The following is a 23,563-nucleotide window of genomic DNA, read 5'->3' as shown; positions in this document are numbered from 1 at the left end:
TAATCGTGTGCGGGCGGGTGAACGGGAGGCGGTCAGATGTCCGCTTCGACTTCGTTGCCCTTTTCTTCGAGCCACGAGCGACGCGAGGCCGCCTCGCCCTTGCCCATCAGCATGGTCATGCGCGCGACGGTCGACTCGTAGTCGAGGTCGCCGAGCAGGATGGGCGAGAGGCGGCGCGTGTCGGGATTCATCGTCGTGTCCCAGAGCTGTTCGGCGCTCATTTCGCCGAGGCCCTTGAAGCGGCTGATGCTCCATTGCGTCTCGCGCACGCCGTCCTTGCGCAGCTTGTCGAGAATCGCTTCGAGTTCGCCTTCGTCGAGCGCGTAGAGCTTCTGCGCGGGCTTCTTGCCGCGCGCGGGCGCGTCGACGCGGAACAGCGGCGGACGCGCCACGTACACGTGGCCGCGCTCGATCAGCTGCGGGAAATGCTTGAAGAACAGCGTGAGCAGCAGCACCTGGATGTGCGAGCCGTCGACGTCAGCATCCGAGAGAATGCAGATCTTGCCGTAGCGCAGATTCGAGAGATCGACGGTCTCGTCGGGGCTATGCGGATCGACGCCGATCGCCACCGAAATGTCATGCACTTCGTTGTTGGCGAACAGGCGGTCGCGCTCGGTTTCCCAGGTGTTGAGCACCTTGCCGCGCAGCGGCAGGATGGCCTGGTACTCCTTGTCGCGGCCCATCTTCGCCGAACCGCCCGCCGAGTCGCCCTCGACGAGGAACAGCTCGTTGCGCGCGATGTCGGTCGCTTCGCAGTCGGTCAGCTTGCCGGGCAGCACGGCCACGCCCGAGCTCTTGCGCTTCTCGACCTTCTGGCCCGCGCGCGTGCGCGCCTGCGCCTGCTTGATGACGAGATCGGCGAGCTTCTTGCCGTGCTCGACGTGCTGGTTGAGCCACAGTTCGAGCGCCGGACGCGAGAACGACGAGACGAGCTTGACGGCGTCGCGGCTGTTCAGGCGTTCCTTGATCTGCCCCTGGAACTGCGGATCGAGCACCTTCGCCGAGAGCACGAACGAGACGCGCGCGAACACGTCTTCGGGCAGCAGCTTCACGCCCTTCGGCTGCAGATTGTGCAGTTCGACGAAGCTCTTGACCGCCTGGAACAGGCCGTCGCGCAGGCCGCTTTCGTGCGTGCCGCCCGCGGGCGTGGGAATCAGGTTGACGTAAGACTCGCGCGTGAGCGCGCCTTCCTCGCTCCAGGCCACGACCCACGCGGCGCCCTCGCCTTCGGCGAAGGTGTCGTCGGTCGTGCGGGCGTCGGCGTAGCGCTCGCCTTCGAACAGCGGGATCAGCAGATCGGCGCCGCCCATGCCTTCGAGCAGGTAGCCGCGCAGGCCGTCTTCGTACTTCCAGCTCTGGCGCTCGCCGGTCTTCTCGACGACGAGCGTCACTTCGACGCCCGGCAGCAGCACGGCCTTCGAACGCAGCAGACGCTGCAATTCGCCGAGCGGCAGATTGGGCGAGTCGAAATACTTGGGATCGGCCCACGCGGTCACGCGCGTGCCGGTTTTCTTTTCGTCGCGCGCGGCGTTGCGCGAAGTCAGCGGCTTGGTGACGTCGCCGTTCGAGAAGCCGATTTCGGCGACCTTGCCGTCGCGCCAGACGGTCACGTCGAGGCGCGTGGAGAGCGCGTTGGTGACCGACACGCCGACGCCGTGCAGGCCGCCCGAGAACGTGTAGGCGCCGCCGGCGGCCTTGTCGAACTTGCCGCCCGCGTGCAGGCGCGTGAACACGATCTCGACGACCGGCACCTTTTCTTCGGGATGCAGGCCGAACGGAATGCCGCGGCCGTCGTCCTCGACCGACACGGAATGGTCGGCGTGCAGCGTCACCGTGATGCGCTTGCCGTAGCCGCCAAGCGCCTCGTCCGAGGCGTTGTCGATGACTTCCTGGATGATGTGCAGCGGATTCTCGGTGCGCGTGTACATGCCCGGCCGCTGCCGGACGGGCTCGAGGCCCTTGAGCACCTTGATCGACGCTTCGCTATAGCCAGTGTTTCCAGCGTTGGACTTCTTCGTTGACATGGTGATCCACAGGGGTTGTCCGCGCTTGTCCACAGCTTCTGTGGACATCTGCGTGGAAAACGCGTTGAGCGTTCAAAAAAATCGAAACGAAACAAGGGCGTGGTCGGGCTGCTCGCCTGGCTCGCAGGCGCGGCGCGCGTGCCCGCTCCACCGTATTCGCGAGGTATTGTACTGATTTGGGACCGCGCGGCAATTTGCGAAGGGGTCGGCCGTTCGGCCGAGGGGCGGCGCGAGACGCGCTTCGCGTAGAATGGGCCGCTTGCGGCAAGGGGTTTGGGCGCCGGTTTGGGTGCCGGTTTGGGCACCTCGTCCGGCGCCGGATCGGGGTGGACCGTTCGTTGCAACCTTTGCTGGGAATGGGGAGCCGGGAGCTGTCATGAGACCGTCCGAAGCTTTGCGCGTGCACCGCGCGGAAATCCGTGAAATCGTCGCGCGTCATCACGCGACGAATGCACGCGTGTTCGGTTCGTCCGCGCGCGACGAGGATGATGAGGGGAGCGATCTCGATCTGCTGGTCGATCCGACGCCGCAGACCACACTGATCGACATCGCGCAAATCCAGCTGCGGCTGGAAGCGCTGCTCGGCGTGAAGGTCGACGTGCTGACACCCAAAGCCTTGCCGGAAAAATTTCGCGCGAGCGTCGTGGCGAATTCGGTGCCGGTATGAGGAAGGAAGATCTGCGCACGCCGGATTACCTGCAGCACATGCTCGACGCTGTAGACCGTATTCGCAGCTACGTCGCGCCGCTTTCGCTAGAAAGCTTCGAAGCCACCCCCATGGCGATCGACGCCGTCGTGCGGAACCTCGAAATCATCGGTGAAGCCGCCCGCAATATCATGCGCGGCGACCCGGAGTTTGCCGCCGCGCACCCGGAAATACCGTGGGAAGCGGTTTATGGCATGCGCAATCGCGTCTCGCACGCGTATTTTTCTGTCGACACGAGCATCGTCTGGAGCACCGTGCAAACCTGGGTGCCCGAGCTGCAGCAAAAGCTGTTGAATTTGCAGGCGGAATAAAAAAGCGGCCCGCAGGCCGCTTCTCTCACATCACATCACTTGCGCTTCGCTTCCAGTTCTTCCCAGCGCTCCAGCGCGAGCAGCAATTCCTCGTCGATCGCCGCATAACGCTCGCTCAACCGCGTGCCTTCCTGCGCGTCCTTCGCGAAGATCGAGCCTTCCTCGATGGTCGCGCCGATGGTCTTCTGCTCCGTTTCCAGCGCCTCGATGCGCTTGGGCAGTTCCTCCAGCTCGCGCTGCTCCTTGAACGACAGCTTCACGCTGCGCTGCGCGTTGCGGCCCGTCGCGCTATCTTTCGGCGCGGCGGCGGCCGGCGCGGCTTCCTTCGGCGCGCGGGCTTCGGCCATTTCCTGCGAGCGCGCGCTCTGCGTCTGCCAGTCGCTGAAGCCGCCCACGTATTCGCGCCACTTGCCCTCGCCTTCCGAGGCGATCACCGACGTCGCCACGTTGTCGAGGAACGCGCGGTCGTGGCTCACGAGCAGCACGGTGCCGTCGTAGTCCGCGAGCAGTTCTTCGAGCAGTTCGAGCGTGGGGATGTCGAGGTCGTTGGTCGGTTCGTCGAGCACCAGCACGTTCGCCGGACGCGCGAACAGACGCGCCAGCAGCAGCCGGTTGCGCTCGCCGCCCGAGAGCGACTTCACGGGCGAACGCGCGCGCTCCGGCGCGAACAGGAAGTCGCCCAGATAGCTCATCACGTGCTTCTTCGCGCCGTTGATCTCGACCCAGTCGCTGCCCGGGCTGATGGTGTCGGCGAGACTCTTTTCGAGGTCGAGCTGCGCGCGCATCTGGTCGAAGTACGCCACCTGCAGGTTCGTGCCGACGCGCACCGTGCCCTCGTCGGGCTTCAGTTCGCCGAGAATCATCTTGAGCAGCGTGGTCTTGCCCGCGCCGTTCGGGCCGACGAAGCCGATCTTGTCGCCGCGCATGACCGTGGCCGAGAACGTATCGACGATGGTGCGTCCGCCGTAGCGCTTGGTCACGTCGGTCAGTTCGGCGACGATCTTGCCCGACTTGTCGCCCTGCGCGACGTCGAGCTTGACGTTGCCCTGCACGTTGCGGCGTTCGCTACGCTCGCTGCGCATCTGCACGAGCCGCGCGATGCGCCCGACGCTACGCGTGCGGCGCGCTTCCACGCCCTTGCGGATCCACACTTCTTCCTGTGCGAGCAGTTTGTCGAACTTGTCGTTTTCGACGCGCTCCACTTCGAGCTGCTGCGCTTTGCGCTCCTGATACTGCGTGAAGTTGCCCGGATACGAGAGCAGCTTGCCGCGATCGAGTTCGACGATGCGCGTGGCCACGCGGTCGAGGAACGCGCGATCGTGGGTGATGAACAGCAGGCTCGAACGCTGCGACACGAGCAGGTCTTCGAGCCAGCGGATGCCGTCGAAATCGAGGTGGTTGGTCGGTTCGTCGAGCAGCAGCACGTCGGGCTGCACGACCAGCGCGCGCGCCAGCGCCACGCGCTTTTGCATGCCGCCCGAGAGCGCGCCGACGCGCGCATCGCCGTCGAGGCCGATCTGCGCGAGCGTGGTCGCGACGCGCGTGCGCCAGTTCCAGGCGTCGGCGGCGTCGAGCGACGATTGCAGCACGTTCATGCGCGCGAGCAGCGCATCGTGTTCCACGCCTTCGGGCGTGTCGGCGAGCTTGTGCGCGACCGCGTCGTATTCGTCGAGCAGCGCGCGCGCCGTAGCGAGACCCGAGGCGACCGTGTCGAACACCGTGGCCTCGACATCGAAATCGGGCTCCTGCGGCACGTAGACGGTCGAGAGATTCTGTTGGCGCGTGACGAGCCCGTCGTCGGGCTTCGCGAGATCGGCGACGATCGTGAGCAGCGACGACTTGCCCGCGCCGTTACGGCCGATCAGGCCGACGCGTTCGCCGGCTTCGAGCGAAAAGTCCGCGTGATCGAGCAGCGCGACGTGGCCGAACGCGAGTTGCGCGCCGGTGATGGTGTAAAGCGACATGGATGGGACCGTGGCCTGCGTTGGAGAGCAAGCGCGTATTGTACCGGGGCGCGCGGGCGGGACCTGGGCCGATCGGGGCGAACCCGACCAGGCTCAGGCTGAACGCGCCGCGCGCCGTCACACGGCTGCGCCGCTTACTTCACGTGCACCGTGATGGTCTGGCTCCAAGCCGGGCCGTAGGACTGGTGCGCGCCGTTGGCGAATTGCGCCGTGAGCGTGTGGTCGCCGGGCGGCAGCGTCACGTCGGCTTCGGTCTGGCCTTTGCCGTAGTGGATCGATTTTTCGTTGACGGGCACGACTTCGCCCTGCGGCAGCGCCTTGCCGTCGATCAGCAGATGATGGTGGCCCGTGTTCGGCGTGGTCGTGCCGGCGGGCGCGACCGTCATGCCGTCGACGCCGAATTTCACGTGCACGGGGTTGCTGACCGTCGCGCCGTCTTTCGGCTCGACGAAGTAGACGCCCTCGGCGCGCGCCACGCCGCTTGCCGCGAACAAGGTTGCGAAGGCGCTCAACGTCGCGCCGGCGAGCCAGATTTTGCGAGTCATCGTGATGCTCCTGAGAATGATGTCGATGCTGTCGGTTGTAGGTGATTGGCGGGCGATCTGCCCGGCGCGTTCCCCGCGGCGGTTTGTGATCCTGCTTGCGACCCTGCTTGCGATCCTTGGTTCGTTTGCGCCCCAGCTTACACCGCGTCCGTGACTGCGCGCCGTCAAACTGCGACATGTTGGCCCAGGCCGCTTTCGGCGCCTTCTCCGTTTTCCGGTAACATCGCGGGTCGCCCATCGCCCCGCCAAATGGGGGCAAATGACGGGCATCGGCATCGAATTGAACGAAAGGTATGTTGTGAGCGAAGTGATCGAATACAAAAGCTGGGTCTGTCTGATCTGCGGATGGATCTATAACGAAGAAGAAGGGTTGCCCGACGAAGGCATCGCCGCCGGCACGCGCTTCGCGGATATCCCCGAAGACTGGCGCTGCCCGCTGTGCGACGTGGGCAAGGCCGAATTCGCCGTCGTCGAGTTCTGATCGGCGCGCGCGGGCTTGCTGAACGGGTCCGCTGAACCGAGCCACTGACGCATCGGCGGGTGGTTTCCAGCCGGAATGTGTTTGCTATACTCTTGCGCCTGCGTCGCACGTGGCGCGCAGCCCGGCCGCGGTTCGATCCGCGTGCAGTCCGGGCCGCCCCAGAACAGTGCGACGCGTGCGACGGCTCCGCGCCATGACGGGTGACTTGGGAAACATGGCGGCTTGGCGGAGCCCGGCGCATGCGCCTCGCAGCGGACCTGACCGCTCCCTGTAGTTCAGGGGGTGGAATGAGACCGCAAACCCGCGCCAGATATAGGCTGCACAACGTGCTGTAGCAAATCTGTAGCAGCGCAATCGTACCCCATTCACGCTTTAGGACTGCCGCGATTCGGCTGCGCCTCCGCGACCTTCGCCGGTCGCGGAGGCGCAGGAAACGGCTCGGCGTGCATCAAATTGGCCGGAAACAGGTTCAGGAACGACCGTGCCTCATCCATCGTCCTGCTCGACAGCCATCCATCGTATTCGTTTCGCGGCACGATCACGACTGATCGCTTCTCGTCGCCTGGCTTGTGGAATCTACTCATCAGCGGATGCTCCGCCGCGTTGACAGTCAGCATGGTGAACGAGAACGCCTTCCCCCCTTCTTCTGCCCATTCGCGCCACAAGCCAGCGATTGCAAACGACGAACCATCGGCCATGCCGATACGCCAGCGCACCGCTTTCCCCGTTTCGTAATCCGGCTCGTAGAAAGCCTCGCACGGTATAAGGCAGAGCTGCTGTTTCTTCCATGCGCCGCTGAATGACCGCTTTTCGCCGACGGTCTCTGCGCGCGCGTTCATCGTGTCGAACACCCGTACGCCGGACGGAATATGCTTGCGCGGCACGATCCCGAATGTCGCGACGTCCGCGCGCGCTGCATCTGCCTGACGCCGGATGATCGGCGCCGGATAATCTTTGTAAACCTCATCGCGCCAAGCGCTCTCAGGCGGCTCGACGCCAAACTGTTTGAACAGGCGGTCGCGGCGTGCGGCGGCATAATTCGTACACATTTTGGCTCCCTGATCTCGGTTCATTGTGCCAGCGCTGGCGCAATTTTGAGATGTCGTGGTACTGTATATATATACAGTATTTTGAGCGCTTAGATGGAACCTCTATGGGAATGGAAGTGGGCCGCGTGGGACGAGAGGGCCGGGTGCTTTGTCCCGACGCCCGTCTGGATGACCGATGCAGAGGCGCGCGCCGATTGGTGGGCCTTCAACGATCAGCGCTCACACAAAATCGAGCACACGAAACGCGACCGGAACCGCTCGATCGGGCCTCTGATTGACCCTCCGGCCCACGACGTTGACTGGCCGCGCGAGCGCCGCGCGCGTGCCGACGTGTCACGCTACAAGTTACCGCCCTTTTTCACGCCCACGTACGAGGAGCTGCGCCGGATCTGGACCGAGCAACGTAACGAGGACGTGCGCCGGCTGGCACTAGAGGTGCAATGCGGGCGCCATGCGTTGAGCGAGCTGGAGGCGCTCACGGCGGAAGAGTATTGGCACATCGACAAAGACAGCGCGACGATCGCAGACGCACGCAAGGCGATCGCGCGCATCAGGCGCCGTCTGCGACAGGAGATGGAGCGCATCGGGCCCCTAACCGGAGATCGCCGCTAGCGCTGGGGCACCGCTATCTCGCGCCGATCGTCTTCACGTGGTAGAGTCCGCGCCTGCTGCCCGATGTGGTCCCGGGCAGCTTCGGTGTATTACGTTCAAGCCGCCGGGCTCGTGCCCAGGCGGCTTTTTTTCGTCACTGCGCGGTCGACGCTGCGCTCGCCGCGCTCGCGCTGCTTGCCTGCTCTTTATAAGCGAGTGCGATGGTGTCGGCCATCGAATCGACCTGCTTGTTTTGCAGATAAGCGTCGGGCGTCCGGCAATCGGCACCGTAGTGCGCGAAGTCAGTTCCAGCATCCGGCACCGCATTTCCATTTTGATCGAAGCTGAAACTCGCTCCGACTTCACCCATGAAGCGAATCGGCGCACCGTTGCTCAACGCGGCAGTCTCCGCGTTATACAACCCACTCGATGCTGAATACAGTGAATCGCAGGTCGGGATCGGCCGCACCACAAATACGGCCTTTCCCGACACCGCAGCCCATTGCGAGAAAACGAGCAAGTCAGCAGTGAATTGCTGCAATGCTGCCTGCTGCGCCGGATCGGTCGTCGGCGTCACCATGTCGTCGAGCTGGAAATTCACGACCAGCCACGAGCTGGGGTCCGTCTTGAACTGGTCCGCCGTCGGCGATTTGCCGTTGTACTCGGTGGTCACGATTTGATGCAGCGCTGTCCCGTCGACCACCTGGCTCGTGATGTCAGCCGTCACGCCGCGCGCAGCGAGCGCATCGGTCAGCGACTTCGCCGTGGCCTGCGCGTCCGATGCAGGATTCGACGTGTCAGCCGCCACAGCGGCCGAGATCAGGCTGAATTGTGAGTGTGCGACTGCGGTCGTAGTGCTCGACACGACTGGCTTGCCGTACATCGAGATCGTGAGCGATTTCGATGCGGGCGTTGCGCTGGCGCTGTCGTCGCCACTGCCACCGCCACACGCGGCCAGGCCGGCCGCCAAAAGCAAAGCAGCAGAAAGTCTCTTTTTCATTCTTGTTCCCCGGTTCGGTTTCTTGTTGGCGCGGCCCTCTCAAGCCGCGCAATAAAGTTTACACGGGTTTACGGTACGCCTACGAACACCCGGGCGTTTTCGGCCGTACGGCGCAGACGTACGCCTGCAACACCTTCACTTTGTCGATTTCGTGCTGGTCGTCTCCAGCGACCCGGAAAACGCGTTCTGCAACCGCTGAGTCGAGGTCTGCGACGGCGGCGCTTCCATCGCCCACGCCGGCGGCGCCGGGAGATCCGGCGATGCCGCCGGGATCGGCTGCAGTGCAGTTTCGCACCGCGACGCGCACGCGCTCAGTGCCAGCAGCGAGAGCAGCGCGATAGCGGCGATTGTCGGTTTCATGTGCGTTCATCTCCTTCGTAGTTTCGGCATCCGCCGCAGCGACCGCCGAAGCGGCCAGGTTATGCGCATCGATCGCGCGGTTCTCGCCCTCCAGCGCCGCGCGCGACACATTGAGCATGTCGTTCGTGTGCCGCTCGTTGTCCTTCGCGTGCGCCGCCTGCTCGACGGCTAGCGCGGCGCTCGCGCGAACGTATTCGGCACCAAAGCCGATGCCCGCGCCGAGCAGCGCCGCAATCAGATACGGCAAAGTAGCTTTCAGCATCACAACCCCTTTTCACAAAGCGCGCGCTCGTCGGCACGCCGTTTCACCAGACCGGGAAGCACACGGCCTCCCGACGTCACCCATTGCGCCCTGCCCGCGTCCGATTCGTTCATCGCCCGACACGCGCCGCGCCAGTCGCCCGCGTTGAACCGGCGAGCCGTCGAACTTCCGCAGTACGCGCTCGCGCCGATGTTGTAGGCAAAGCTCACGGCCGCCGCGAGTTGGTACGCGTGGCCCGCGAGCGACGGCGTGCACTTCAACACCGGCTCGGCATGTGCGATCAGCTGCGTTTCGAGCGATTCGCGGCACTCCGCGTCGCTATACCGCTTACCGACGACGACGTCGTGCGTGTCGCCCATGCACTTCGTCGGGATGCCGACAGGATCGAGATATCCGCGATTTACTACGCCCTCGAACCCCGGCACGCCGGGAAAATAGGACGCGCCGTACATCAACAGCGACGCGGCGCCTGCACCAACCAGCGCCGCGAGGCCTTTTTTTCCAACACGGTTTGCCATCAGTCCTCCAAGGACGGCTGATGCAGGTAGGCGAGTACAAGGCCTGCTGCACTGATTGCGAACGGCACCGACAGGACAACCCACGTAGGCAGCCTCTCGATCCATGCTTCAGGGAGCGCTGACCAGACGCCGCCGGCAAACGAAACGGCGGTCGACGCGATCAACGCGCGCACCGAGTTGCGCCGGTGCGCCTTGCGCCAATACGAAACAGGCTTCACGCGATCACCCTCGATTTGAGGTATTGCCAGAGGGCCACGCCGATCAGCGCAAGAAGCGCCCACAGCCCCTTCTTCGCCAGCTCGGCCCGCAGCTCGTTGTAAAACTTGGTGCGCGCTTCCGCGCGCTCGATCAGCGATTCGTGATAACGACGATGGCCATCCGGGTCACCACCCGGAAACGCTTTATGAAGGTCGTCGACACGACGGATCACCTCGTCAAGCTTCAGCTCCGTGACTCCCAGTGAGGTCACGTTCTCGCTGTGCCGCTGCTCAATGTCGCTTCGCAATTCATCGATCGCTTGCACGATCTGCTCATGGCCTTCCATCTGCCCCCCGGAAATAAAAAAGCCGCCTCTTGGGCGGCGTGTTCTTCGTGATAGCTGATCGCTCAGTCGACGATCTCGGCGCCGGTGAACGCGTAGCGTGCCGGGTTGAGCGCTTCCGCGCCGTCGCTCGGCGGCGCGGCCACGAGCTGCGCGTCGGCGAACGCGAAAGCGTCCGTGCCAGAATCCGGCAGGCCGGTGATCATGATCTGCTGCTGATACATCGGCGATTTGCCTGCGCCGCGCGCGTCAGCGCTGAGAAACGACTGCAGCGTGACGGACGTCGCTTTCGAAATCGCGTCGAGTGTCACCATCGCCGCTACGTGGTAGCTCGCAATCGCGCCCGTCGCGGGCGTCTCGTAGTCCTTCTTAATCGGCATACTTTCTCCTGTCAGATATAGCTCAGATCGACCGCCAGAAACGCCCAGTCGTATTGAGAGCCGAAACACGTGTTGTTGCCCGGATGCGTCGTGCTGCCGACCGCGTTATAGGCATATTGGAAATTGATGGTGTTGCCGACTGTCTGTAGGCCGCTCACGTTGTACCAGCCGCTATCGTTTCCGCCCGCCGGCGCAGAAACCCACGCGGTCGCGATTGCTGCCACGCCGATCTTGGCGACGCCCGAATACGGCCCGAACGTGTATTGCCGCAGATCGACCTGATTCCACTGCCCCCAGCCCGGACCCGCACCCATGATGTTGCCGCTCTGCATGTCGAGCACGCGCGCGAGACGCTGGCGCGCGTCCGCGATCAGGTTGCCGCTCGCGTCGAACACCTGCAGTCCGTACCCGGCACCCGACGGCGCAGCCGCTAACGACTGGTCGAATACGTAGACCTGCACCGTCGCAGCGACGTTCGACCAGACCTGAATCGACCACGAATTGGTGCCGACGTTCTGGCACTTCAGGATCGTCGCGTACGCGTTCGGGCTGTAAAGCGCGATCAACGGATATACGGCTGAGACGGTGAAATTCGCGACGTTGGCGGCGACGGTGTACTGAACGCCTGCGTTCGATTTCCCGACGTTCACAGTGCCGGAACCGGTCGTCACACTGAACGACTGGCGAAGCGCAAAATTCTGCGAACTGCCGTCAATCTGGACCAGGCCAGTATCTGTCCACGCCTGAAATCCGGCCGTCATCAACTCCCCCCATAGACGATATAGCCTTCCTGATAAATGTCGTACGTGCTGTTCTTCGCGTTCCACGTCCACGAGAGCGTGCTGCCGCTCAGCGTAAAGCGCGGGACGATCACGCCGCCCGACAGGTACCCGTCTCCGCGCGTACCTCCGGGCTGAAACGTGAACCATCCACCTTGCGCAAGGCGACTGTCCGTGACGCTATCGTTGGTACCTCCGTAGATCTGCCTGAAGCCACCCAGCCGCATAACGCGATACGTCGCATCGAGAACGATGTTTCCGCTCGCGTCGAAGATCTGCAGACCGGCCGTCATTACCAGAGCCCCAGACGGACGCGCAGCACATTGTTGTTGTCGTAGACCAGCAGCGTCGAGTCAGTCAGCGTCATGTAACCGCTGCCTCCGTTCGCGCCGTTAAGCGTGAGCGTGCCGTTCTTGTCGAGCTTCCATCGCGGTTGCCCGTTCGCGCCCACCGCCGTGGACTGGATCACGTCGCCAATCATCGCGTTTTGAATCCAGCCCGTGCCGATAAACGCCTGCGCCAAAAACACTTGACCGCCCTGTACGATGAAAGGCGACGACACCGTAGACCCTGTGTTATCGAGGATCGCGAACCGCTGCGCCGCGACGAGCACCTGCGACTCGACGACACCATTGTTGTTGTCAATCCCGATGCCAATCCCAGCGATGTAAGTGCGACCGTTAGACGTGATCTGCGTCTTGATGGTGTACGACGCCGAGAGCTGACCGTTCAGGTTTGCGTACGATTGCGCCACTGTCTGCACAGCAGCCGTGTTGTCGTCGGCCTGCGCCTGCACCGTCGTAACCTGAGTCGTAAGCGCACTAACTGCGTCCACGCGCGCCTGAGTCTCCGTCTGCACTGCGGCCAGCATCGTCGCTTTCGTCGAGCTGATCTGCGCCGTCGTTGTCTCGTTGTTCTGCGCGAGTGCAAGGTCAGCTTCAGCACGCGCCGACTGTTCGGACCAGACCCCAGCGTACACAGTCGTCGAGCCCGCATAGTCTTTCTCGCTTCCAGCCATCGGCGGGATAACAACCTGCGCACTCACCTGATCCAGCCGGCTAGAAAGCGCTGCATCACCATCGACTCGCGCCTGCTGTTCGTCCGTGATAGCCGCCGCAGTCTCCTGCACGTCCTGCTGCAGTCCCGGGATCGCGTTGATTGGATCAAGCACGTCCTCACCAAGCTGCGTTTTCGTGATCTCGCCCGTGAGGTACGCGAGAAGTGGCGTCGCGTCGCTGCTGCTCTGGCCGTTTACGCCTGCACCATCCGGATACCATGGGCCGATGTTTCCCGACCGATCAATCAATCGCGCCCAGAAAAAAAACGACTGCCCTGCGGCCAGTCCCTGATAGATCGTCGTCGCCTGCGGGTAAGCGAAATCAGAAAACTTCTGTGCATCGTCACGATCTGCAGTCTTGCTGTACCAGATCTCCGTACGTTCGGTGTCCCCCGCACCGTCAGGAAAGCCCCAGTCGAGCCCAATCCCGAATATCTGCGACGTCGTGCGAAGAAACGTCACCGCCGGCGGCGGGGATGTCTTGCCCTGCAGCGGCGTTTGCTCGGAATATGCCGGGATCGAGACGACGCCCATCGCGTTGACCGCTCGCACCGCCGCGAGGTATTCGCCCTGATAGATGCCGATGACGTCGACACTGAGCGAGCCGGTTTGCGGCACACTCACCCACTCACCGTTGTCCTTACGCCACTGGGCCTGATAGGCGACTCCGTTAGCTGCAGCATCCCAGGCGATCGTCATCACCGTCCGCGCTATGCCCTGATCGATGATGTTGTACGTCGCGAGACGCACGTTCGCAGGAGGCGGTTGCACCGACGGCGGAATGACCGTGATTGGCCGCGGATCGATACGCGTGCCGTTATCAATCGCGTCAAACTTGCCGGGCTCGTGCTGCGTGGCGGTGATTTCGAACACGATGCCGTCCTGCTCGGCCACGGATAGACACCGGAACGTCTGCGCCACAAGGTCATCGCTCTCGATAAGCCAGATCGATTGCAGCACAGGCGCCGTCGAGAAGTTGTCGACGACCGTTACGTCATTGCCTTCGACCGACTGCACCGTATGTTTCTCTGCCGTGCCAGCAGGCAGAATGATTGTCAGCGTGTCTCCAACGTTAACTATCGGCGCCTTGTCGAGCGTTACCGTGCGTCCACTTACCGCGCGAATCCGGCCGCTGTTGCGACGCCCCGCGCGGTTCGGGTCCGCGACTTTGAAAACCTTGCCCGGCGACACGATAGTGGCGTCCAGCCCCACCTGAAACGTCACCGTCTCGGTTTCCAGCCGCGATGTCAGCAGCGCCCACTGCCCGACGCGTTGAGCCTGGCCTTGCGATGTGCATCCGAATGCTGAGATCGATGTTTGCTGCACGCCGTAGCGAGCAATACCTGCATCGTCGGCAACGTATTCGACCTTCTGCTTGTACTGGTCCGAAGGATCGTTCCACGAGACCAAAGCAACTGTGAACCGCTTCGTTCGCGGACTTCCCACGTACTTGAACTGGCCGCCCACGACATTGGCCGCTGTATATGTGTACACGGAATCGCCAGGCATATCTGCCACCGCGAAAACCTGACTGTTCGCCCAGTAAGCCATCCCCCGAAAAATGCCCGCTAGATCCTGCAGCACCTGATAGGCGTCGGCGGTGCTCTGGATGTAGACGTTGCAGGTAAAGCGCGGCTCCTGGGCGCCCTTCCCGTCAGACACCATGACATCGCAATACTGCGCGATCGAGTACAGCCCCCACTTGTCAATCTGCGCCGCATTTACGCGCTGCCCGAGCCCGTAGCGATCGTTGAGCACCAGGTCATAGAACACCCATGCGGGATTGTTCGACCATGCGAGCTTGAATGTTCCGTCCCATGCGCCTGAATACGTGCGCAATACCGGGTCGTAATTCGTCGGCACCTTGATGATGCGACCATACAGATCGAATGAGCGCGTCGGAACAGACTGAAACTGCGAGGCGTCAATCTGCAGGCCGATGACAGCACTCATCGGATAGCGCAACTTCGCGTCAACAATCTCCGTATATGAGACGAGGTTGACGGTATCGGCGATCAAGCTGCTGTTCGCGTTCGCAGTCGTGCGCCTCACGCGCAAAGTCCACCCTAGAGCGGCACCCGGAAGCTCAATACGGATGCTGCGCTCGTACTGAGACGTCGTCTTTCCGTCGAATGCGCCCGTCAATACCTGTTGGAACGCTGCACCGTCCGTCGAAAGGTCGATCGCATACTCGATCCTGTAACCAGTAATGTCGCCCGTGCTCGCGTTGCTCTGCTGCAACTGGGGCACCGCCATTAAAATCCGCACAGCCGACAGTGACAGGTCAGTGATCGCCTGAGTCCATGGCTGCGTATCCTTCAGCTCGACGCCGACGGAATGCTCGTTCTCGACTGACGGGAAGCCGGACAGGTACGTCTGGTCCTGCGTACCCCAGCGCCAGTCGATCGAGTAGCCGGAAAAGTTCTCCGACCCGTCCGGATTCTGGATCGGCGTCCCATCGAGATACACCGATTGCAGACCGGCAACGAGTCCGAGAATCTCACCTTCCGAGACCAGATCGAGCACCTTTGCATGCGCGGTGCTGTGCAGGCTGTCGGGCGATTCCGTACCGGATGAGCCGCCACTCGACTGCCCCTTCCAACCGACGATATCCCTCATAGCTGATCCTCCGCGTATATACCAGCGGAAATGACCGCCGAGCCGACGATCATGCGGCCGTACAGGATTGGCACAGGGTTGCCCTGCGCCTGCGTATTCACCGGCCCATTGAAGTTGTAGGAGGCCCCATTGTCAGGGCTGTCCTTGGTCGCAAGCCCCGTTTGCTGCGGCGAGAGCATTTGCGCGACGCCCCCCAGCAAAAGCGCTGCGCCGAACTGAAAGCCGTATGCGCTCAACGGATTGCCCGGCGCGAAATAGCTACCGATCGCAGAAGCAGCAATGATCACCGCACCGAGGATTGTCGAAAACAACCCGCCGCTCTTTGCGCCCTGCAGAACTGGGGCGATACGAATATCGTCGTCGCCCACCGGATAGTGCAGCGCTGATTCGTCGATATTCCGCTTCCCGATGAACACCGCGTAAGTCACACCTCGATCCTTGCTGCCGACGAGCTCCCGTTCGAATCCGGGAAGAAGCACGCAGAGCGCACGCGTTGCTTCCGCCGCGCTCGCCACGGCGAGGCGATGGAGGCGCCCGAAGCGCGCACCGAGTTTTCCGTAAAGGCGAATATTGCGGATTTTTTCGCTCATGCTCTGGACGTAAAAAAACCCGCTCAGGGCGGGTTCAAAGTTGCTTTGAAAACTGGATCACTTCGCATACCGCACGATGCGGCGCGTACAGTCGTGCCAGTACCCGCCATACACATCCCGCGTCGATAACCGTCCATACGGGTGATGCAGAATCCGCGTATCGCCGATATACACCGCACCGTGGTTTGGCACGCCGTTGCGACTGCGGATTTGCATCAAGATCACGTCCCCCACCTCAAGCACCGATGCGGCGGCTACATCGTGACCCGCCTCCCAGACGATCTTTCCGCCTGCAGCGCGACAGTGCTCGGTGTACAGGTCGCTGGCACCGTCGTCCCACCACTTATCCTGACGCTGAAAGTCCGGCAGCGAGACGTTCCGCTCCCGCGCATACCAGTCCCTTATCAGGCTCCAGCAGTCGAGTACTCCATGCGCGTACGCGCGCCCTACGAGGGGTGCCTCATAACCGCATGGTTCGATCGTGCGTATCCGGCCATCCGGCCACGATATGATGTGCCACGGCAAACCGCTCCCCTCACATGACACGCGGTCTGCATCAGTGGGTTCCGGCGACGCATCGGGATGAGAGTGCACGATTGCAACGACCTCGCCGCGGTCCTCGGCCGAAGCGAAGTCGTCGGCTGGCAGCTTGAACTGTTCAGATGCCGTTGCAGACATGTTGCGACAAGGCACATAGAGCTCACGGCCCCGCTCGACGATTACGACGCCGCAGGCCTCGCGCGGATAATCCCGCTGCGCATGAGCGCGAATATCATTCAGCGTGCTTTCCTGCATCACACCCCCGAGGTCAAGTCCGCCGCCGGAAACGATCCGTAGGGCAACGGGTTATTCGCACCGAAGCGGCACTTGCACGAAGCGACCCGACCGGCGCATTTGTCTTTCGCCGGATCATCGACGGCCTGATCGTTAAGATCGAAATATGCTGCGCCCGTATAGCCGCAGTACGCCCCTCGATAGCCGCCTTTCATCAACCACATGCATACGTTCGCGACGATCGGCCGAGCGGGCAGTTGCTGGCCATTCAGATCGAGCGCTGAGGCGAGCGTAAATTCGATCTGTGGATAGATATCTCCACTCTTCTGCTCGATGTACCAAAGTTCCGGCGGCATTTCCTCGCCCGGATCGGCAGTAGGGTTGCCGTCTGGAAAATTCACCGCGTCGAGGTAAGTGCTGAATGTCCGCCTTCGACGAACGCTTGCCCCGACGAGATCGCCGAGCGCGATGCACATCGCACCGATAACGCCATCGACATTGCCAACCGTTACAGTCGGAGACGGCTGTTGAGCATCGCCCGTGCGCTCGAAGCCCGCCGCCTGAATCGGCCACGGCTTGTACTCGTTGCCCTGCCACCATATTGACGCTGACTGAAGGTGCCCGTGGAAACGCAGTACATCGCCTCCAATCGCAGTACAGTCGACCTCGAAAAGCTCGATCAGGCGTCCTGGCTCAAGCTGCTGAACGTCTGCTGTGATCGTCATGCTGCGCCCCTCAGTGCCGCGACCTCCGCCTTTAATGCGTCAATCTCTTCCATCACCGCAAGAATGGCCTCGTGATGCAGCGCTGCTGCGACGCCTCCAGTGTCGATCCCAAGCGGCTTCTCTATGACGGTGCCGTCGAGCAATTCCGCCGTCTCGCCGATCTCATGCGCGCCGTTCGGAAAGACTGCCTCGATCTCCTGCGCGATGAAGCCCATGCCGTGCGACTCCGCGTCGAGACGATCCCACGTATAGCCGCGAATCTTGCGCATCTTCTCCAGCGGCGATTCGATGACCTCGATGTTCGTCTTCAAGCGGCGATCGGACGAATTCACCCACGAGCCGCTCGCACATGTCGCATTTCCCGTGTTCGCGTCGAAAAACCAGTACTTCCACGACCCCGACCACGCGCCCAAAATGCCAGTGACCGACGAGCCGACAACTTCCTGGGCATACATCACGAACTGGTAAGAGCCGCGTGCGGTTGTCGCAAAACTCGGCGCTTGGTTCGTTACTCCCGTCGTGCCGGACGGAGCGGCGGGAGTAAGCGTGATCGGCGCGTTGCCGGTTTTAGCCGCAGTGAAGGTCTGCGCGGTGTCCAACGTCATCGGCGAAGCAAGATTTCCAGCGTCCCAAGGCACTTTGTTCGCGAAAGTCGGCCGTACCGTAAAGGTCGCTTGACCGGTCACGCCGAGCGTTCCGCCGAAAGTCACGCTGGACGTCACACCCAGCGTACCGCCCACCGTGACATTGCCTGTGTAGCTTGCGCTCGGGCCAGAAAACGCACCTGCCGCAGAGATCGAAGCCACGTAGGTCGGCCCGGTGCCGATTGAGAGAGACGTTCCCTGCAGGGCGCCCGTCGCCGTAACCGGGCCGGCCACACCGCCCGTCATCGTGACCGGGCCGGCAAGCGTAGTCGCGCCCGCCACGATCAGCTTCCCCTGCACCGTCTCGTCGAACGCCTTCTTGCGCCCGATCGTGCGCCACACCGAAACGCCATCCGTTTCGTACGTCAGCATCTCGCCCGGCTTCACAACGAAGATCGCGGGCGCCGTATCGCCGCTGCCCGCCGCGCTCGCCATCGTGATGTCGTATGCGGCAGACAGGTTGTGGATCGCGACGAGCTGGTCCGCGCCCGTCGTGTTGGCAGCCGGGAAATGTACGGTGCTCGCCGCCGTCGGCGTGAAGTTCACCCGTTTTCCCATGTCTGCGGCCGCCAGGTCGCGCACCGCGTTCGGCGAGGAGCTTGTCAGAGTGGCCTGCGTACTGAGAATGTCGACGTTGAGATTTGCCTTCGTGTTCGCGGCACGGGCTGTATCGCCATCTTCCGCATCGGGAGGCGTACCCAAATTGACTTTTTGAAGTGAGCCCATATCTCGTCACAAAGAAAAGGATTGCTTGAACGTTGCCGTAAGCTGCAGGAGCGGACCGCCCTTTGGCGAGATGCTGTAGCCCGCGCATTTGTAGAGTCCCTGCGCACTGAATGGCGGCGTCCACTGAAAGGATTTCGATCCCGCGTGTGCATCCAAAAAATCCATAATCGGCTGCACTTCTTCGATCGGGCCGATATAGGTGTACGGCCATGACCCCGACTTGTTGTTGATACCGACTGATACTGTCTGCTCGTAGCCATCGGCAAATGCCGCAGATTGGGTCGCGTAGGTAATATCGCCCTGATCGCCTATACGCGCGCCCCAGGTGAAGGTTTCAACGGCCATTCCTATACCTCCAGATGATGCCGCCCTGCTGAGTTTCCTTGGCGATGGCCTGCTTGACGCGTGCATCGATCACAGCTGCCATCTGCTGCTCAGTGACGCCAGCGGATTGCCCCGACGAATCAGATGCCGAGCGTGGCGCCTCCACCGTCGTCGATACGCTGATCTGAAGATCGCCGCCCTGCGCAGTTGAACCAGCCCCGGAAGAGCCGACGAGGCCGCCTTTGGCAAAGCGATTACGCGGCGAAACGCTCGCGCCGCTGTTAAGTGCCGTCAGCATGGCAAGCACGCCCGGCTGGGACACAGACTTTGCGTTCACGACGAATTCGCCCGTCGATAGCCGCGCAGGGATGCTGTCGCTCGTCGCAGTGCCGGGGCCCGTAATCAGGCCGCCATCGGCCTTGAACAGCATCCCGGCCATCGTTCCGAAGAGTGCACCACTGCCCGAGATCGACGATGGCATGCTGAAGCCATATGCCGAATTTCCGGTGCCCCCCGAGGCGGCCGACATCGCACCACCGAAGATCGTGTTGATCAGCCCGGTGTATGCCTGATTCGCGAAGAGAGAAGCGAGCGACGACAGCATGCTCGCGACCATCGATTTCAATGCCTGCGCCGGCGTCTTCGTGCCCTCTGTGATGTCAGAGAAAAATCCGTCGAAAGCACTGCGCCCCGCGTCCGTAAAGTCCTTGATGTAGTTCGAGCTATCGAGCATCGACTGCCGGATCTTGTCGCGCAATTGATCGAGGTTCGCCAGCACGCCAGGGTCGGTCGTTTGCCACGAAAGCTGATTGACCTGATCGTACAGTTGACGCAGCGAGTCGACGGTGTCTGCCGAGTTTGTACGCAACTGCGAGAAGCCGTCGAACAGACCGGTCAACCCCTCCTGCTGATCGAGCGAGATCTTCGTCTTCGCATCATTCGCCTGAGCGATCAGATCGTTGTACTGCGCAGTCAACTTCGTGAGCTGACGGTCCTGATCAAGAAATGCCGCCGATCCGACGTCACCCGTTGTCGCCGCCTGCAGCATGGCCCCGCGATTGCGTTCGTCGAAATCGTGCAGCGCCTTGGGCGCGGAAATGCCGGCTTGTGCGAGCAGCGCATCACGCGTGTCGGTAATCGACTTCAGATATTGCCGCTGCGCGTCCGTTTGCTGCGTGAGCAAAACCTGCACCTTGGCCGCGTTGTCCTGCCTCACCTTGGCAATCTTGGTGTCGACGTCGCCGATTTCCTGGGTGATCCTGATGCGGTCCTCAGCCGGGGCCTTCCAGTACGCATCCTGCAGGGTCTTTTTCTCCTGCTGATACGCCGTGATCTGCTGTTGCGCAGTATCGTTCGTCAGCGTGATTTCGGCCTGGTAGTACGCCTGATCCGAAATCAAAGTTGCTTTGCGCAGAGCCTGCAACTGCTCATCCGACGACTTGTACGCGGCATTGATCAGTTCAAGGCCGTTCTTCGTGGTTGCTAACGCTGCATCCAGCGCATTCTTCCTCGCCCGATTGGCTGCTGAGTCTGCACCGTGATCAGCGTACTGCTTGCGCAGGAACGATTCATCCGTCGCCTGCTGCGTCGGGGTGATCGCCTTGCCCGGATTGGCCGCGTTGTATGCGGCGACATTCTTCCGATAGTCCTTGAGAGCATCGTCGACGCGGTTAATGCCGCGCTCTTCGTCCTGCAACTTCTTAAGGAAGTCTGACGCGGCGATCCCAGCCTGCTGAATCTGGTCCTGCTGCGACTTGTCGATCGCATGGTTTTGCTCACGCAACGCGTCGCGATTCAGCGCATCGAGTTGCTCTTGCGCGGCCTGCAACTGCGGATTGATCTGGTCCGCATTCATCTGGCCAGTGGGGGATTTCAGGGCATTCTGCAGGCGTTGCACCTCGGCCGTCGCCTTCGCGATTTTCTCGGCAGCAGTTTCGTCGCGCCCGATCGACTTCATCCAGTCCCATGCGCCACTGATTGCCGACCCTACCGCTTTCCACCCTCGCTCAAGCAATCCGAGATTCGGGATTGACTCCGAGCTCAGTTGCGCATCGAGCGCCTTCGCCACCGCGAGCATCGCACCTTGCTTGTCTCCTGCCTCTTCGAGCGCGCGAATGTAATCGTATTGCGCCGTCGTGATGAAATGCATGCTGCTGTTGTGCTGCTCAGCCCACTTCGCCACGCCTTCCGGCATCTTCGCGTAGTCCTTTGCGATATCGTCGAGACTTTGTCCGGTGAGGTCGTGCATCCGCACAACATCCTCGCCGAGCACCTGCAGTGACTGGCCAGTAACCTGACCGGACGACACGAGTGCCTGCAGCCCGTCGCGGGCCGTACCGAGGCCTGACCCGGTGCTGGACGCTATAGCCTGCGTAAGCGCGGCAAAACTGCTTGCCGTCTGGCCAGCATAGTTGCCCGTAAGGATCAGCGAGTTGTTGAACCGCTCCGTCTCCTCGTGCCCCTTATACGCGGCAAGAGCGAACGAGCCGATCACAGCCACTACGGACGTGACCGCTGCGCCAACGGGAGACAGAAGGAACTTGAAGGCGTCGATGCGTTCTGCGAACACCATCAACGACCCCTCGAAATTCGAAATGTTGCCGGTCGCGAGCTCGTGCGCCATCACGAGCAGTTCCTTTCGAGCTCCCGCCGTATGTGACGTGATTTTGTCCATACCGGCGGCGCCGGACTCGCCCGCCTGACTCAGCGTGGACGCGACGTTCCGTGCGCCGGTCTTGAGATCCTGCGCGCCGGCGTTATAACGGGATGGGTCCATCGTGATCTGCACCACGAGTTGCCCGAGATTCCCTGTCGTAATCCCCATAATCACCACCTTGTATTGCCCGCGAGGGGCACGAAGCAATCAGGAGACCTCGGCGAGCAGCACCGCGAGCGCGGCATCTTCCATGACCCTGAGTTGCTGAAACACGGCGGGACGACGACGCTTTCCAATCCCGATCAAGCGCGCAACCGGCTCGATCGCCGCATAGTCGAGGCCCATATGCACGATTCGAGCAGAGGCCATAGTGCCGAATGCAACCGCACGCCATTGCGTCGATAGCGCCTCGAATAGCTGGACCGCGTCCCAGTTCTCCGCATAGACCTCGAAGGCCGCAGGGGCCGCCTGCTTACGCGCGGCGTCGACGTCCTGCGTCCGCGCTCCGAATGCCGCAAGCGCGGACGCAACACCATCGTCAATAGCGTTGCCGTCATCGGGCGGTGCGCCGGCCCAGTGCCGCGCCGCCCCGATCAGTTTTTTCGCGTCGCCCCGCCCGCGCCTTCAAGAAATGCGGTCCACAGACCAACGACGGCGTGAGGAACCTTCAACAGCGCGTCGAGATACGCCTGATCGAACGGGAGCTCACTGCCGCCTTCGTCACGCAGCCCCGTCCAGCCGACGACCAGATCCTTCAGCGCCACGCGCACCGGCTTGTTGTCCTTGAAAAGCGCCTCCAGCTCGTCACCATCCTTGCGCGCGAATTCGACAACGAATTGCGATTCTTCGACTGCGCCATCGGGCGCATTGCCGGGCTCGATGACCGTGACCGGCCAGGTGAACGTGGGACGACTCGTCAAAACGTATGGCATCAGGAACCTCAAATGAAAATGGGCCGCGCTAGGGCGGCCCAAACAGGGAGAACGGCAAAGTTACTTTACGGTGATGACCAGCTCGTCGTTGCCGGCGAGCGGACTCAGGCCGAGGTCGCCGTTGAGCAGTGCCTTGTTGTTCTGGTCGGAGTACGACAGATTGCTGATCTGAACCTGTGGAGCGTCGAACTGCACGATGTTGCCTGCCGTCTGACCTTGCTGAACGGTCAAGGCACCGAGCACCGCATCCTTCGCCGCAGACCACCAGTCCTGGCTCGCGACCGATGACAGCTCCATCACGATCTTGCCCGACGGCGCGCGATCGTCGACCTCTGCGCCCTCTTCGCCGATCAGCTGGAACCAGTTGAGCGTATTCGCGATATCGACCGAGAGCGACTGCAGTGGCCCACTGTATCCGAACATCGACCACGTCGTATTGGCGGTGAGCGCCAGCTTGGGCGTGAGGAACTTGGAAAAGTCGGTATCTGCCGGGAGCGGCGTGTCAGTCACCGGGTTGTACGTCCCCATGAACTTGAACGACATCTTCGGAATACCCGCCGACGTGATATCGAACGAGACGGTGCCATACGCGTCGGTCAGCTTATGAAGCAGGCCGTCGAGGTGATAGAAAATCGTCAACGGTGTCGCCGGCTTCTGGCTGACCGGGGTGTATTTCACGTCGACGTTTTCCGTCACGGTCTCGGCAAAATAGCAGGCGACTAGCAAGCGGCCCCATGCCGGCGCGGTGCCCGCGACACCTGAGCCCGCGATTTCCACATCGAAGCTCAGCTCCGTGTGCACGCCGGCCGAGAGCTGTTGGCTGTTGCCGAAATACGGTCGGATGAGATCCCGGCTGACCATCGTCGACGCCACCGGTGTGTGGCTCGGGTTAGTGACGAGCATTGCGTCGTCAGCCCCCGTCGGCACAGCGGGCGTGCCGATCGCGGTCTGGAGCTTTGCGAGAATGACTGTGTTCTTGATGGATTTTGCCATCGAGGCGCACCT

At 62.2% G+C, this 23,563-nt stretch carries 26 protein-coding genes; 4 read left to right on the top strand and 22 right to left on the bottom strand.

Annotated features, from left to right (window positions below; genetic code table 11):
• Positions 1 to 32 precede the first annotated feature (32 nt).
• A complete protein-coding gene (locus G5S35_RS04155) occupies positions 33 to 2,024 on the bottom strand; it encodes a DNA topoisomerase IV subunit B (protein WP_065063711.1) in 1,992 nt (663 codons plus the stop codon).
• A gap of 376 nt (positions 2,025 to 2,400) precedes the next feature.
• Here G5S35_RS04155 and G5S35_RS04150 point away from each other — a divergent pair, with 376 nt between their 5' ends.
• Complete coding sequence (locus G5S35_RS04150) at positions 2,401 to 2,691, top strand: nucleotidyltransferase family protein (protein WP_074984739.1); 291 nt, start codon at positions 2,401 to 2,403, stop codon at positions 2,689 to 2,691.
• The gene (locus G5S35_RS04145; RefSeq protein ID WP_074984738.1) at positions 2,688 to 3,041 is read left to right on the top strand and encodes a HepT-like ribonuclease domain-containing protein; all 354 of its coding nucleotides are present in this window, start codon (positions 2,688 to 2,690) and stop codon (positions 3,039 to 3,041) included. Before G5S35_RS04150 ends, G5S35_RS04145 begins: the two co-directional genes overlap by 4 nt.
• 35 nt (positions 3,042 to 3,076) lie before the next feature.
• Here the strand turns inward: G5S35_RS04145 and G5S35_RS04140 are convergent, their stop codons facing one another.
• Positions 3,077 to 5,005 carry an ATP-binding cassette domain-containing protein gene (locus G5S35_RS04140; protein ID WP_074984736.1) on the bottom strand — a complete coding sequence of 643 codons (1,929 nt, stop codon included), beginning with the start codon at positions 5,003 to 5,005 and terminating at the stop codon, positions 3,077 to 3,079.
• A 134-nt stretch (positions 5,006 to 5,139) separates the two neighbouring features.
• On the bottom strand, positions 5,140 to 5,550 hold the full coding sequence (locus tag G5S35_RS04135) for a DUF4399 domain-containing protein (protein ID WP_065063716.1): 411 nt from the start codon (positions 5,548 to 5,550) through the stop codon (positions 5,140 to 5,142).
• Between the two features lie 298 nt (positions 5,551 to 5,848).
• Here G5S35_RS04135 and G5S35_RS04130 point away from each other — a divergent pair, with 298 nt between their 5' ends.
• A complete protein-coding gene (locus G5S35_RS04130) occupies positions 5,849 to 6,031 on the top strand; it encodes a rubredoxin (protein ID WP_027816562.1) in 183 nt (60 codons plus the stop codon).
• Positions 6,032 to 6,396: 365 nt separating this feature from the next.
• Here G5S35_RS04130 and G5S35_RS04125 read toward each other — a convergent pair whose 3' ends face one another.
• Positions 6,397 to 7,080, bottom strand: coding sequence for an SOS response-associated peptidase (locus tag G5S35_RS04125; protein WP_183038648.1), 684 nt, complete (start codon positions 7,078 to 7,080; stop codon positions 6,397 to 6,399).
• Positions 7,081 to 7,248: 168 nt separating this feature from the next.
• Here G5S35_RS04125 and G5S35_RS04120 point away from each other — a divergent pair, with 168 nt between their 5' ends.
• Positions 7,249 to 7,692 carry a hypothetical protein gene (locus tag G5S35_RS04120; RefSeq protein ID WP_183038647.1) on the top strand — a complete coding sequence of 148 codons (444 nt, stop codon included), beginning with the start codon at positions 7,249 to 7,251 and terminating at the stop codon, positions 7,690 to 7,692.
• Positions 7,693 to 7,825: 133 nt separating this feature from the next.
• Here the strand turns inward: G5S35_RS04120 and G5S35_RS04115 are convergent, their stop codons facing one another.
• The 18 genes from G5S35_RS04115 to G5S35_RS04035 all read right to left on the bottom strand — a co-directional run bounded on the left by G5S35_RS04115 (position 7,826) and on the right by G5S35_RS04035 (position 23,551).
• Positions 7,826 to 8,671: a hypothetical protein gene (locus G5S35_RS04115; protein WP_183038646.1), complete on the bottom strand. Its 846-nt coding sequence runs from the start codon at positions 8,669 to 8,671 to the stop codon at positions 7,826 to 7,828.
• 79 nt (positions 8,672 to 8,750) lie between these two features.
• Positions 8,751 to 9,290 carry a lysis system i-spanin subunit Rz gene (locus G5S35_RS04110; protein WP_420874521.1) on the bottom strand — a complete coding sequence of 180 codons (540 nt, stop codon included), beginning with the start codon at positions 9,288 to 9,290 and terminating at the stop codon, positions 8,751 to 8,753.
• Between the two features lie 2 nt (positions 9,291 to 9,292).
• Positions 9,293 to 9,811 (bottom strand): lysozyme, encoded by a 519-nt coding sequence (locus tag G5S35_RS04105; RefSeq protein ID WP_183038805.1) that lies wholly within the window; start codon positions 9,809 to 9,811, stop codon positions 9,293 to 9,295.
• A complete protein-coding gene (locus G5S35_RS40425; protein ID WP_477644650.1) occupies positions 9,811 to 9,984 on the bottom strand; it encodes a hypothetical protein in 174 nt (57 codons plus the stop codon). The genes G5S35_RS04105 and G5S35_RS40425 overlap by 1 nt, the downstream gene beginning before the upstream one ends.
• Before the next feature lie 41 nt (positions 9,985 to 10,025).
• The gene (locus G5S35_RS04100) at positions 10,026 to 10,334 is read right to left on the bottom strand and encodes a hypothetical protein (RefSeq protein ID WP_237181338.1); all 309 of its coding nucleotides are present in this window, start codon (positions 10,332 to 10,334) and stop codon (positions 10,026 to 10,028) included.
• Between the two features lie 83 nt (positions 10,335 to 10,417).
• Complete coding sequence (locus tag G5S35_RS04095) at positions 10,418 to 10,732, bottom strand: hypothetical protein (protein ID WP_183038643.1); 315 nt, start codon at positions 10,730 to 10,732, stop codon at positions 10,418 to 10,420.
• A gap of 11 nt (positions 10,733 to 10,743) precedes the next feature.
• Positions 10,744 to 11,382: a hypothetical protein gene (locus tag G5S35_RS04090; RefSeq protein ID WP_183038642.1), complete on the bottom strand. Its 639-nt coding sequence runs from the start codon at positions 11,380 to 11,382 to the stop codon at positions 10,744 to 10,746.
• A gap of 110 nt (positions 11,383 to 11,492) precedes the next feature.
• The gene (locus tag G5S35_RS04085; protein WP_183038641.1) at positions 11,493 to 11,804 is read right to left on the bottom strand and encodes a hypothetical protein; all 312 of its coding nucleotides are present in this window, start codon (positions 11,802 to 11,804) and stop codon (positions 11,493 to 11,495) included.
• Entirely contained in the window at positions 11,804 to 15,187 is a 3,384-nt protein-coding gene (locus G5S35_RS04080) for a TipJ family phage tail tip protein (RefSeq protein ID WP_183038640.1), read from the bottom strand. The genes G5S35_RS04085 and G5S35_RS04080 overlap by 1 nt, the downstream gene beginning before the upstream one ends.
• Positions 15,184 to 15,777: a tail assembly protein gene (locus tag G5S35_RS04075; RefSeq protein WP_183038639.1), complete on the bottom strand. Its 594-nt coding sequence runs from the start codon at positions 15,775 to 15,777 to the stop codon at positions 15,184 to 15,186. The genes G5S35_RS04080 and G5S35_RS04075 overlap by 4 nt, the downstream gene beginning before the upstream one ends.
• Before the next feature lie 57 nt (positions 15,778 to 15,834).
• On the bottom strand, positions 15,835 to 16,572 hold the full coding sequence (locus G5S35_RS04070; protein WP_183038638.1) for a C40 family peptidase: 738 nt from the start codon (positions 16,570 to 16,572) through the stop codon (positions 15,835 to 15,837).
• Positions 16,572 to 17,276 carry a phage minor tail protein L gene (locus G5S35_RS04065; RefSeq protein WP_183038637.1) on the bottom strand — a complete coding sequence of 235 codons (705 nt, stop codon included), beginning with the start codon at positions 17,274 to 17,276 and terminating at the stop codon, positions 16,572 to 16,574. The genes G5S35_RS04070 and G5S35_RS04065 overlap by 1 nt, the downstream gene beginning before the upstream one ends.
• The gene (locus G5S35_RS39270) at positions 17,273 to 18,646 is read right to left on the bottom strand and encodes a tail fiber domain-containing protein (protein ID WP_202034992.1); all 1,374 of its coding nucleotides are present in this window, start codon (positions 18,644 to 18,646) and stop codon (positions 17,273 to 17,275) included. Before G5S35_RS39270 ends, G5S35_RS04065 begins: the two co-directional genes overlap by 4 nt.
• 6 nt (positions 18,647 to 18,652) lie before the next feature.
• Positions 18,653 to 18,991: a phage tail protein gene (locus tag G5S35_RS04055; RefSeq protein WP_183038636.1), complete on the bottom strand. Its 339-nt coding sequence runs from the start codon at positions 18,989 to 18,991 to the stop codon at positions 18,653 to 18,655.
• The gene (locus tag G5S35_RS04050; protein WP_183038635.1) at positions 18,981 to 21,794 is read right to left on the bottom strand and encodes a phage tail length tape measure family protein; all 2,814 of its coding nucleotides are present in this window, start codon (positions 21,792 to 21,794) and stop codon (positions 18,981 to 18,983) included. The genes G5S35_RS04055 and G5S35_RS04050 overlap by 11 nt, the downstream gene beginning before the upstream one ends.
• Positions 21,795 to 21,833: 39 nt before the next feature.
• The gene (locus tag G5S35_RS04045) at positions 21,834 to 22,169 is read right to left on the bottom strand and encodes a DUF1799 domain-containing protein (RefSeq protein WP_183038803.1); all 336 of its coding nucleotides are present in this window, start codon (positions 22,167 to 22,169) and stop codon (positions 21,834 to 21,836) included.
• A 50-nt stretch (positions 22,170 to 22,219) separates the two neighbouring features.
• Positions 22,220 to 22,570 carry a hypothetical protein gene (locus G5S35_RS04040; RefSeq protein ID WP_183038634.1) on the bottom strand — a complete coding sequence of 117 codons (351 nt, stop codon included), beginning with the start codon at positions 22,568 to 22,570 and terminating at the stop codon, positions 22,220 to 22,222.
• A gap of 48 nt (positions 22,571 to 22,618) precedes the next feature.
• Entirely contained in the window at positions 22,619 to 23,551 is a 933-nt protein-coding gene (locus G5S35_RS04035; protein ID WP_183038633.1) for a phage tail tube protein, read from the bottom strand.
• Positions 23,552 to 23,563: the final 12 nt, after the last annotated feature.

This window comes from Paraburkholderia tropica (genome assembly GCF_014171495.1).
GTDB lineage: Bacteria > Pseudomonadota > Gammaproteobacteria > Burkholderiales > Burkholderiaceae > Paraburkholderia > Paraburkholderia tropica.
This window is presented reverse-complemented; position numbering and strand designations above follow the sequence as displayed.

Excerpts from the sequence above, each read along its gene's own strand:
- G5S35_RS04155 (WP_065063711.1), bottom strand. The coding sequence starts at position 2,024 with ATGTCAACGAAGAAGTCCAACGCTGGAAACACTGGCTATAGCGAAGCG.
- G5S35_RS04150 (WP_074984739.1), top strand. The coding sequence starts at position 2,401 with ATGAGACCGTCCGAAGCTTTGCGCGTGCACCGCGCGGAAATCCGTGAA.
- G5S35_RS04145 (WP_074984738.1), top strand. The coding sequence starts at position 2,688 with ATGAGGAAGGAAGATCTGCGCACGCCGGATTACCTGCAGCACATGCTC.
- G5S35_RS04140 (WP_074984736.1), bottom strand. The coding sequence starts at position 5,005 with ATGTCGCTTTACACCATCACCGGCGCGCAACTCGCGTTCGGCCACGTC.
- G5S35_RS04135 (WP_065063716.1), bottom strand. The coding sequence starts at position 5,550 with ATGACTCGCAAAATCTGGCTCGCCGGCGCGACGTTGAGCGCCTTCGCA.
- G5S35_RS04125 (WP_183038648.1), bottom strand. The coding sequence starts at position 7,080 with ATGTGTACGAATTATGCCGCCGCACGCCGCGACCGCCTGTTCAAACAG.
- G5S35_RS04120 (WP_183038647.1), top strand. The coding sequence starts at position 7,249 with ATGACCGATGCAGAGGCGCGCGCCGATTGGTGGGCCTTCAACGATCAG.
- G5S35_RS04115 (WP_183038646.1), bottom strand. The coding sequence starts at position 8,671 with ATGAAAAAGAGACTTTCTGCTGCTTTGCTTTTGGCGGCCGGCCTGGCC.
- G5S35_RS04105 (WP_183038805.1), bottom strand. The coding sequence starts at position 9,811 with ATGGCAAACCGTGTTGGAAAAAAAGGCCTCGCGGCGCTGGTTGGTGCA.
- G5S35_RS04095 (WP_183038643.1), bottom strand. The coding sequence starts at position 10,732 with ATGCCGATTAAGAAGGACTACGAGACGCCCGCGACGGGCGCGATTGCG.
- G5S35_RS04085 (WP_183038641.1), bottom strand. The coding sequence starts at position 11,804 with ATGACGGCCGGTCTGCAGATCTTCGACGCGAGCGGAAACATCGTTCTC.
- G5S35_RS04080 (WP_183038640.1), bottom strand. The coding sequence starts at position 15,187 with ATGAGGGATATCGTCGGTTGGAAGGGGCAGTCGAGTGGCGGCTCATCC.
- G5S35_RS04075 (WP_183038639.1), bottom strand. The coding sequence starts at position 15,777 with ATGAGCGAAAAAATCCGCAATATTCGCCTTTACGGAAAACTCGGTGCG.
- G5S35_RS04070 (WP_183038638.1), bottom strand. The coding sequence starts at position 16,572 with ATGCAGGAAAGCACGCTGAATGATATTCGCGCTCATGCGCAGCGGGAT.
- G5S35_RS04065 (WP_183038637.1), bottom strand. The coding sequence starts at position 17,276 with ATGACGATCACAGCAGACGTTCAGCAGCTTGAGCCAGGACGCCTGATC.
- G5S35_RS39270 (WP_202034992.1), bottom strand. The coding sequence starts at position 18,646 with ATGGGCTCACTTCAAAAAGTCAATTTGGGTACGCCTCCCGATGCGGAA.
- G5S35_RS04055 (WP_183038636.1), bottom strand. The coding sequence starts at position 18,991 with ATGGCCGTTGAAACCTTCACCTGGGGCGCGCGTATAGGCGATCAGGGC.
- G5S35_RS04050 (WP_183038635.1), bottom strand. The coding sequence starts at position 21,794 with ATGGGGATTACGACAGGGAATCTCGGGCAACTCGTGGTGCAGATCACG.
- G5S35_RS04035 (WP_183038633.1), bottom strand. The coding sequence starts at position 23,551 with ATGGCAAAATCCATCAAGAACACAGTCATTCTCGCAAAGCTCCAGACC.